General features: G+C 41.6%; 10 protein-coding genes and 1 pseudogene. All 11 read right to left on the bottom strand.

Annotation, left to right across the window (positions count from 1 at the left end; translation table 11 throughout):
• Window positions 1-141: 141 nt before the first annotated feature.
• Complete coding sequence (locus ACWI_RS03940; protein ID WP_070370131.1) at window positions 142-429, bottom strand: transposase; 288 nt, start codon at window positions 427-429, stop codon at window positions 142-144.
• Window positions 430-456: 27 nt separating this feature from the next.
• The gene (locus tag ACWI_RS03935) at window positions 457-1,005 is read right to left on the bottom strand and encodes a tyrosine-type recombinase/integrase (RefSeq protein WP_070370130.1); all 549 of its coding nucleotides are present in this window, start codon (window positions 1,003-1,005) and stop codon (window positions 457-459) included.
• 534 nt (window positions 1,006-1,539) lie between these two features.
• Window positions 1,540-2,262, bottom strand: a complete 723-nt coding sequence (locus tag ACWI_RS03930) for a hypothetical protein (RefSeq protein WP_070370129.1) — start codon at window positions 2,260-2,262, stop codon at window positions 1,540-1,542.
• Between the two features lie 45 nt (window positions 2,263-2,307).
• Window positions 2,308-4,218, bottom strand: a complete 1,911-nt coding sequence (locus tag ACWI_RS03925; RefSeq protein ID WP_070370128.1) for a hypothetical protein — start codon at window positions 4,216-4,218, stop codon at window positions 2,308-2,310.
• Window positions 4,218-4,775, bottom strand: coding sequence for a hypothetical protein (locus ACWI_RS03920; protein ID WP_070370127.1), 558 nt, complete (start codon window positions 4,773-4,775; stop codon window positions 4,218-4,220). The genes ACWI_RS03925 and ACWI_RS03920 overlap by 1 nt, the downstream gene beginning before the upstream one ends.
• Before the next feature lie 835 nt (window positions 4,776-5,610).
• Window positions 5,611-6,078: a JAB domain-containing protein gene (locus ACWI_RS03915; RefSeq protein ID WP_070370133.1), complete on the bottom strand. Its 468-nt coding sequence runs from the start codon at window positions 6,076-6,078 to the stop codon at window positions 5,611-5,613.
• A gap of 702 nt (window positions 6,079-6,780) precedes the next feature.
• Window positions 6,781-7,923, bottom strand: coding sequence for a tyrosine-type recombinase/integrase (locus tag ACWI_RS03910; protein WP_242871574.1), 1,143 nt, complete (start codon window positions 7,921-7,923; stop codon window positions 6,781-6,783).
• Window positions 7,920-8,339, bottom strand: coding sequence for a hypothetical protein (locus ACWI_RS03905; protein ID WP_070370126.1), 420 nt, complete (start codon window positions 8,337-8,339; stop codon window positions 7,920-7,922). Before ACWI_RS03905 ends, ACWI_RS03910 begins: the two co-directional genes overlap by 4 nt.
• A gap of 483 nt (window positions 8,340-8,822) precedes the next feature.
• Complete coding sequence (locus ACWI_RS18950) at window positions 8,823-8,960, bottom strand: hypothetical protein (protein WP_175440892.1); 138 nt, start codon at window positions 8,958-8,960, stop codon at window positions 8,823-8,825.
• Between the two features lie 407 nt (window positions 8,961-9,367).
• The gene (gene tnpA / locus ACWI_RS03900) at window positions 9,368-9,589 is read right to left on the bottom strand and encodes an IS66 family insertion sequence element accessory protein TnpA (protein WP_070370125.1); all 222 of its coding nucleotides are present in this window, start codon (window positions 9,587-9,589) and stop codon (window positions 9,368-9,370) included.
• Between the two features lie 394 nt (window positions 9,590-9,983).
• Window positions 9,984-10,226: pseudogene (locus ACWI_RS19235) on the bottom strand (hypothetical protein); the annotation flags it as partial.

The raw sequence follows: 10,226 nt of genomic DNA, 5'->3' as shown, positions 1-10,226 counted from the left end.
TATTTGCGTGCTTATCCGGTTTGCTTTTTGATCGCAGAAATTTATAGTAACCCGATTCGCTGACACCAAGCGTACGACAGAGCAGGGCAACCGGCCAACGGTCCCGGCGGTCGGTAATATATGACATCCGCTGCTGTTTCGCTATTTCTTTCGGCGCTTGACAAAAAAACCAAGCGCATCCTGAAGAATCTCAATCTCTTCTTTTGCTTCCCGTAGCTCTTTTTCGAGCTGCTTTAAACGATTGGGATCTGCTAGTGGGATATTCCCTGGATCATCACAAAAACCAACCTTTCCACTTTTAGCTTTGCTGATCCATGTGTATAATGTATCGATTTTTATACCTAATCGCTCTGCTGCCGCTTTGTTGCCAATCTCATTTGCCAGTTTCAACGCTTCATAGCGTTCTTCAGCACTATATATTTTTTTCATTATTAGTCAGTCCTTTTTATTTCTATTTTACCTCATTTCCTTGCAATTTGGGACTGCACTTTTATGATAACACTCCAGACGTACCTGAATGAGATTTTTCTTAAAATCCACATCATTTAAAGTCAGCTTGCACAATTCGCTGATGCGAAGACCGGTATTGGCCATGGTGATGGTTGCTGTCTTAACCAACGGATGATCAATATTTTCAATCAGGGTTTCCATTTCTTCCGGGGTCAGATGGGTGCGTTCCTTTTCCTGGTAGGAAATACTCTCCAGTTTTTGGCTGATGTCTTTTTCAACCAGATCACGTTTGAAAAGAAAGGCATAGAAGGATCGAAGTATCGATACCTGCCGACTTCGGGTTTTGGCTGAACTGCCTTTTTCCTTCTGACGGGTGAGATAGCCCTCCAGATCCTTCAGTTCAATGTCATCAAGATAAACCGCTCCGTTGTGCTCCTGTTCAATGAAGAGACTCAGAGCATTCAGTTCCTGCCCATACCCTCGAATGGTTTCTTTTGATCGTTCTTTGGCTTTTAAATAATCCAAGTATGTTTCAATGGCTTTTTTAAGTAGCATTGGTATTTCCTCCTGTTTTTCTTTATTTTTATATTCACAGCCATCCCCACTACAATAATAATATATATCTGGAAGGGGGATTTAATTCGTCTGACTGGGTGATGATTTTAGGATTTGATTACGTTTCTTCTTAATTTATGTATATGAAAATGGTATTTGATCCATTCTGATTTGAAGCCCCCCTTTGTCCCGTTTTTATCGTCAGTAGCGTCAGTACCGACAATGATCTGACCGCACTGTCTCGACTGACGACAGGTTTGGAACAAAAAGGGGGAATATTTAATTTTTCAGTGGCAATCCATGACCTGAGTCATTAGATAAAAATTCATAAAAAAATAATTGCGTTGTGTCAAGTGGAATCGCCCACGTTTTTTCTGGATTGCATCGATTTTTTCCAATGTTTGAATACGGTTCCACCCTTTTTCCCCGTTTTTTGCGTCAGTACCGTCCCTGGCGACAAGTTTTTGTCGGGACTGACTCGACTGACGATCGTTTGGGAACAAAAAGACGGTGAGTTTTGAGTTGTTTTAATACCTAGTCCAACAACGTGTTGATGTCAATTGCTTCCGTACTCAAAGCTTCTGTCGTACCAAATCCCGAAAGGGGTGTGTTGGTCATGGTTTTCTTCGGATCATCTTCAATGATCTGCCCAGTTTTCTCATTTTTAACATTGGTGATGATGATCTTCTTGTAGTCACCGGCATGTCGGATTTCGTATTGAATCCCAATTTCTTCAAGATTGCTTTTGACTTCTTTGAGTCGTTTGCTCAAAACATTGGCATCAGCTGGCCAGATTTTTTGATGGGTGTTAATCTGCTCATCACCAGCTACCAGCTCCAGTTTGTAAAGCAGTCTGGAAACGCTACTTGACCATTTATAATTCCTACGCATTAACGCCATCACGGCTGTCGCAATCGGATTGGAAGCCAGTGCTTCTTCATTGACCCGGTTCTGATTATCGAGATAGGCATCCAGGAATTCCTGACCGTTTTTACCCATTGCTTCGGCAATAGCGTAACCCCAATAACTGAAATCGGCCATTCTGCCCACTTTTTCCAGTTGCAGATTCTGGCGTCTGGTGATGGCAGCTGAGAGTGTATTGAAAATTGCGCCCATTATTTTTGGCAAATCGGCATTGAAAGTATTCCAAATGACATCTTCCGGAAGTCGTTCATCGACACTGATCCGGGACAATTCCATGGTGATAGAACGATCCAACAAATCTGGTTGGTTTGCAACAATGTTAATCCCATTCAAGACTACACATCGTTTGATTTCCAGAATTGTCTCATCACAGTCGGTTTAGAGGGTTCTTTTGGAAATCGAACCGCCTGTTGCGGCCATACAAAGCATGTTACTTTTATCAACTGACAGGTAGGTCAGATTGTCAAAACAAGGCATATAATGGTTTGTCAAGACAACGGCCAAATCACTATTGGCTGACGGCATAGCCAACACATCCTGTCGGGCGGGATCAACAATTTTTTTCAACATTCGCATGCTGGTGGACTTCGAAGATCCCTTTTCGCCAAACAATATTAGAATCGGATGGGGAATACCGGGAATCAGACAACTGACAAGATAGCTGGCAAACAGAATTACATCCTGATCATTTTTAATTCGGAAATGCTTGCCAATCAGATTTATCAGATCTTCTGGCTGAGCATTAAAATCCGGTTCCACTTGTCGTCCCATATTTTTAGGTTGGAAGAAATAGACATCGGGATTGGTGACAATGGAACACCCTGTACTCGTCATTTGAACATAGCGGGAATCATGATGGAGATCATAGTAGTATTTCCCGACTTCTGACATCCCGACTCGGCGATTGATTTCAATTTCATCATCACTAAAATTGGCTTTCATGGCGAGAATCTCCAGTGCCTGATTAACGGCTTCACTGCCCGGAGCCGTCTTTTTGGCTTCATAATAGCGTTTTAGCATGAATTGCTTGAATTTTGTGGTCTTTAGTTTATAGACATAGAGTTTATTATCAATTTCGACACTGGCATATTCTTCGCCGTCGTCTCCATGCAATAGCGTGCAATCACTGAGCAGTTCCAGAATGACATCCGATTGCTTGGCTGGTTCCTTGTCGGCTGATGGATTTTCTGAAAGACCTTCCATCACCGTACTTTCGCCCAGCTGTTTTTTCAGTGACTGCCAATCTTCGCCGATACAACTATTGTGATGACAGCCAGCTGCGACTGCGCCATTGTCAAACTGAATGATGTAGGCTGCGGCATTGGTGTGTTCGGAATTCCAGGGACAGGTACCCAGAACATAGATCGTATGCTTGCCATTCAATTTTTTCTCAAAGGCCAGATCGAGGCCATGCTTTTCAATCAGTTCCGGGATATTCCATTTGGTTCCATTTGCTTTTGGAATCTGCTGGCACACTTCCGGCAGGCTATCTGCCACTGCTTTGATCTGTTCCACTGTTGCTGCCACAATTTGTTCTGGCGCATACAAGAGTTCTGATCGCCGGTGTGGTCTTTCTTCGGTGTTGTCACCCTTGCAAGCCACGGTGCCATAGAGTTTGGTGATTCGGGCTGGATTGTAGGTGGTTCGATCAACTTCGGCGGTGTTGGTTGAGAATCGAAAACTCAAAACTTCCAGAAACTTCTTCAGCAGCTGAACGTTTTCCGGGGTGTTTTCCAGATCCACCGGCAGAATCAGATGGTAGCCATTACCTGAATCGGCTTCAAATGGTTCAGGAAAACCGTGTTCTTTCAGGTAGGGTTTGATATTTTCGGCTATTTTTTTAGCTTCTGCCTTTTCTTTGTTGGTTGCGGAAACACCAGTTGGTCGCATCGAATCAACATCGATCAATATGTTTTTAATCTTTGCAATGTCTGCATCAGAAGTGGTCTGTTTGGCATGGATCGTCAACTTATTTGGGCTGCGATCCAACAATTCCGACTTCACCTGGTTCAAGGTCATGAAGGTGTTATATTTACCATCATATAAGGCAGCTTGATCAACCAGGGCTTCCACATTGTCAAAATACCCTGAAACCGTACCCTGATCCGTTCTTAGGATTCTGATTTCGGTCAATTCTTGGCCACGTTTAAACTTGTTGAGCGCCTGACGGATTTTGTCTCTGTGCAAGCCTTGTGGTTGCAGGGAACGATCATCATTGATAGCACCAACTTGTTGTCCCATTGTGTCTTTAACATTATTAATTTTTATTTTTATTTTTTGATGTGACATTAACTCCTCCGATCATATTTATTATCCGTATTTTTCACTACTTCTGAATTACTACCCTCATAAGCGGAATTGTCCGCACCATCCATTAGGATAGTGCCACCATTATTTAAGTCAAAAGCGACTAATTTGTGTTGATTCAAGGTGAAAATACTGGTGATGTAGTTCTTTGTTTGAGAACCAGCCCAATATTTTCGAACACTTATGTCAAAGACTGAAGTTCCACAAAACCAATCCTTCATGTTAAATACTTCGTTTTCATTGAACAAGACGCACTCCATTTGCGGATACATTATATGATCAAAAAGAAGTTCAGCGGATTCAGTATGGGTGTAAATTGCTATCCCGATAATTCTAATTCCTTCGAGTATTAAAACTCGATAATCGGTGTCGAAAGTCATGTCACTTACGTTATACCGTTGTCCTGTGAAGGAAGCATAGAGTTCGTAGTTGTGATATGTACCATCCGGCAACACTGGCAATACTGTTTTAATATGCTGAATCGCATCTTCGTCTAATAGGATTTTAGTGATTATTGCCTTCTTTCTTTGTTCAGACATGTCATCCCTCCCTTCTTCAGATTTGAATTCAGACGAACCAACAATTTGATCCACACTACGACCTTGATTACCGTGCTCGACGATTGAACGGGTGTTAATAATTTCTTTTTTTCATTACATAAGGATTCCATTTTTTGAAATCCTCCTTTCAATTATTAGATTTTGCTATCTTTAAATGATAGTCACTTTTTTCTTTTGTTATTATCAACTTCTTCACTAAATTAATCGTTGATCTCCAATTTCACCTGCCGACTGGTTGGTCTATTTTTTTCACATGATCATCATCCTCCCTTTTCTTGTGCGTGAAAACCGATTTTGATTAATGAACCTATTAGCATCTCGCTCTTGTAAATCTTTGATAGAAATTCAGTAGTCATATATTCTCCTTAGTAAGTTATTTAAAAGACGAATATCTTTGACTAAAAGCGGTTGCTCTATTTGCCTATCAATCCAAATAACTCTAAATGGAGACAAAAAAAATTGCTTTTCCGCTTCGTCATAATTTGAGCAACAAAAACATAAGGTCAATTTTTATCAAACCTTTGTTCTTGTTTTCAAATCAGGCGAAATACAGGAAAAGCAATTTGCTTATTGTATCTCATTAGTTGTGACCCACCGTATCCCACGGTGCCGAATGCTGTCTTCTTTCAGCTCCAGTCTTATGCCACACCCGAATATTCGTATTTTGAATCTGAAAATTCTGATAATGCAGAAGATCAACAAACAATTTATATCATTTGCGATAGTTTTAAAATAACATATTTTATTTTTTTCGTCAATATTTATTTATATTATTAAACTGATTTAAGCTAATATATTCATAGATTATTTGAGCCTACACCAATCCCTTCTCCTTCAAACTGCAATATCGCCCCTCTGTCCCGATGATGATATGATCCAGCAGCTCGATCCCCATTAGTACCCCTGCTTCCTTAATCCGCTGGGTGATTGACAAATCTTCATTTGAGGGTTCAGGATCACCTGAGGGATGATTGTGAAATAGCATGATACTGGCGGCATTGGTTAATATTGCCGTTTTAAATATCTCCCTGGGGTGGATCAATGAGCTGTTCAGGATTCCCATGCTGACAACGCTAATTGACAGTGGCTGGTTCTTGGTGTCCAGGCAGCAGACAATGACCTGCTCCCGATCTGCATCTTTCAGAAATTGCTGCCCAATCCCCACAGCGTCTTTGGGTGATGAGATTCTTCGGGTTTGATAGAGGATACTACCCTCCCGAACAAGTCTTAAGGACAAGATCTGAATGCGCTTGGCTGGTGGTTCGGTTCTATCTTTTTTCATGATTATATCTTCCTTTCGTTTATCTTTTTGATTTTTGGCAAAATGAATAGCCTTAACCCCGCTGATGAGGTTAAGGCTGTTTTTTCGTTGTTTCTTTCGCTGCTGAATAGGCTGAAATGCCAAACAATACACCACCTGTGAACCATTCAATGGCTGCAGTTGTTCCGATGGTTGCTATCAAACTGAACATCTTCCCGGTCTCCTTTTTTTTTTGAATTAATGACGAATATTGCTTTTTCACCAAAGCCATTATTTTGATCATTTCCTGCCAAAGCTATGACGAATATCGATTTCCTCCGAATCCATTATTTTGATCATTTCCTGCGAAATCCATGACGAATATCGGTTTCCACCGAACCCATTATTTTGATCACTTCCTGCCAAAGCTATGACGATCATCGATTTTCACCAAATCCATTGTTTTGATCATTTTCTGCGAAGGCTATGACGATCATCGATTTCCACCGAATCCATTATTTCTATGCTTTCTTCATTATTTTAATTAATCAAGCGAACTCAACATAGCTCTCAACAACAACACACAGTGCTGCTCCAGCAATGACACCACCTAGAAACCATGGCACGACCGATCACCTCCTTCCACCCTTTTATTCCGTTTTTATCGTCAGTACCGTCAGTACCGACAATTCTTCTGACGATACTGACAGCACTGACGACAGATTTGGCACAAACTACTGCTGACTACAACAATCCCACGGCTTCCTGCTTATCCTCACGGCTGGTGTTGATGTAGTAGCTGGCGGTGGTTTGAATACTGGCATGTCCTGCTAATTTAGCCACCGTCGTCAGATCAACACCTTTCTTCAATAGTCGTGTGCAAAATGTATGCCTGAATTTATGAGGAAAAATGGTCATGTTTAAACTCTTCCCCAATTTCTTCATTACCTTATTGACGGTATCGGTATCCATCTTGCCGGATCGCTGGGTGACTAACAATTGACAACTTTTAGCATAGGGACTTTCTTTGCGATCACTTTCCATGTATGTCTTGATGATTTCAGCAACTTCCGGTTTTAAGGGGACTTCCCGGTATTTACCGCCCTTACCAACGACTTTAAGACTCATGGTCAGTAGATCCAGATCCTGAATTTTTAGATTGACCAATTCACCAACCCTCAGTCCAGCATAGAGGAGAATATAGACCAGGGTTTTATCACGCAGGGCAACCTGTTCCTTATTTTCCAGGAAGAACAACAACCGTTCCACCTCATCTTCTGAAAAGACAACCACTTCCGCCTCACTGCCATTGGCTACTTTGATCTTATCCCGTTTGGGATGCACCACCATTTCCTGACAATATCCGGCTGCTATCAGAAAATGGTTGAAGCTGTGAAGACTATTAATCTTTTTATTAATCGTATTGATCCGATAGTTGGCTTCCTGCAGGTGTTTGCGATAACTGGTGATACTCAGTCTGGTGAGCTTGCCATCAAAGGGCAACTTCTTTTCCTTTAACCACTGGATGAAGCCCTGAATATCACCGGTGTAGCTGGCAATAGTCGCTGATCCTTTGCCGTCTTCCATCAGGTGGTTCTCAAAAGCGGATTGAATTGCAGAAATGGTTTCGTCGATGATAGCTATTGCTGCCAATGATGCTGATGACTTGTCTGGTATTTGTGGTTCTTCCATTTTCAATGACTTGTCACGTTTTTGTGCTTCTTCCGGTTCTAATGACTTATCAGCGTCTAGTTGCTCAATGACTGGATCAATTTCTTCAACTGGCACCACGGGTTCATCGTCTGAATCAATTGTCATGCTTTTCCTGGACTTGCTTTGTTTGGTTTCTCGTCTTGGGAATTCGATCTTTTCAATGGTCATGGTCATTTTGAACACCTGCTTTCATTGGAATTATTTTCTGCGTGATTTAATTCATCCACTGCTGATGCTTCTAAACTCCCTCGATCACTGTCATCGGGATCATCCATTTGCTGATAGATCAGATCCCCATGATTTCTGAGCCATTTAAAGCTATCGGTCACAGTGCCACCCATAAAGTCGGGACTATTCTGATAGTAGTTGGGGTCCATGGTGAGCTGGTCACTGGTCTTGTCAAAGAGAATATCCATACCATCGACATAGGGTGATCCATTCGTTTTCAGGACAACCCGAACAATGACACACTGCTTCCGATCATCGTTGATGCTGATTCCCATGATCCATTGGTGGTCGTTGGTTCCTGGTTCCTGTCTTTCCAGGGCATTTTTTAATTGGCTGATGATTGTTTCTGTTTTCTGATCCATGCTGATTTCCTCCAAAAAATAAAATAAGACCATTGACCGGTTAAGCCAATGATCTCTCATGATTATAATATGTATTTAAGATGGGGGTTTGATTCAGTGACCGATGATTGTGAGGAAATCTGGAACGGTTTTCTGGCGAATCAGTGATATCCATTTAATTTTGACCCGTTTTTCCCGACAGTCCCGCCAATGGTGACAACTGTCATTGGAATCTGACATCGAAACCATTGGCACTGTTGTCAGATTGGGTGGCACTGCATTGCGGAATTCCACAACTGAAATTTGTCTGACACGACTGTCGGCACTGACGGCAATTTAGGGAGAAAATATTTGTGGCACTGTGGACTGGTTGGAGAATTCAAATTCTTAAGTGAGTTTGGATGATCAAAAACTAGCTCAATTCTTTGGAAACAGACAAAAGCACAAAGCCACTGCAACTACTACAAAATTTTTCAGTCAGATCGCTCAGACTTTTTCAACTAACTAATGTGACAACAGAAACGTCCCCGTGTCACCAGGCAGACTGACTCCCATCAACCATTGGGCATAGTCTCCGGTTGGTTCCTGATATTCCAGTGCCAGTTTTAATTCCTCAATGATTTTTTCTTCCAATGTTGCCATGCTGATATCCTCCAAAAAATAAAATAAGACCATTGACTGCTTAAGCCAATGATCTCTCATGATTATAATATGTATTTGAAGTGTTGGTTTGATTCAGCGATCGATGATTCTGGGGAAATCTGGAACGATTTTTTAAATCCTATCCCGGAACTAGTGGCTCCATCGTCCGGATTAGGTGGCTCTGTCATCAGATCGATTGGCACTGGAGTCCGGATTGACTGGCACGACTGACAGCACTGACGGCAATTTAGGGAGAAAAGATTTGTGGGATTGTGGACTGGCTGGAGAATTCAGATTCTTAAGTGAGTTTGGATGATTCCAAACTAGCTCAACTCATTGGAATCATCCAAAAGCACAAAGCCACTGCAACTACTACAAAATTTTTCAGTCAGTTCGCTCAAACTTTTTCAACTAATGTGACAATAGAAACGTCCCCATGTCACCACAAACAGTGGCGTTGTAGTATTTTTTTCAATTGACTCCATCTTTTCTTTTCGGAATCGCTGCTTCCAATAATAGAAGGTGTGTTTGCTGATCTGCTTTTGGCTGCACCAGGCATCAATGGTCATTTCACTGTTTGACTGTTCTTCGAAACGCTCTTCCCATAGCTGTCTTTTTGATTCGTCCATTATATCTAAACCTCCTGAACCTCTTTTCAGGTTAGTTTACACTAATTGAATCGGTTTTTCACTACGCCATCTTTTGAATCACTTACGGAGAATTCAAATTCTTAAGTGAGTTTGGATGATCCCAAACTGGCACAACTCATTGAAAACAGACAAAAGCATAAAGCCACTGCAACTACTACAAAATTTTTCAGTCAGATTGCTCAGACTTTTTCAACTAATGTGACAATAGAAACGTCCCCATGTCACCCCATCCCAAACTAGCTCAACTCATTGGAAACAGACAAAAGCATAAAGCCACAGCAACTACTACAAAATTTTTCAGTCAGATCGCTCAGACTTTTTCAACTAGTGTGACAATAGAAACGTCCCCGTGTCACCACCCAAACTTCTTCAACTAATGTGACAACAGAAACGTCCCCATGTCACCGAAACGTCCCCATGTCACCGGAAACGTCCCCATGTCACCACAACTCGTTTCCTTATGTATTATCCGGATACATTCATTTCTTCCTGTCTTGTTTAAGCTCATTATTCCAGAATATCGCTGATTCTCTTTAACCATAGCCTTGATCCCGTCATCAGTATATTTTACAAAAGTACTCGCATCAAGACAATCATCCTGATTAACCTCACACGA

The organism is Acetobacterium wieringae, from assembly GCF_001766835.1.
In the GTDB taxonomy this organism is placed as follows: Bacteria; Bacillota; Clostridia; order Eubacteriales; family Eubacteriaceae; genus Acetobacterium; species Acetobacterium wieringae.
This window is presented reverse-complemented; position numbering and strand designations above follow the sequence as displayed.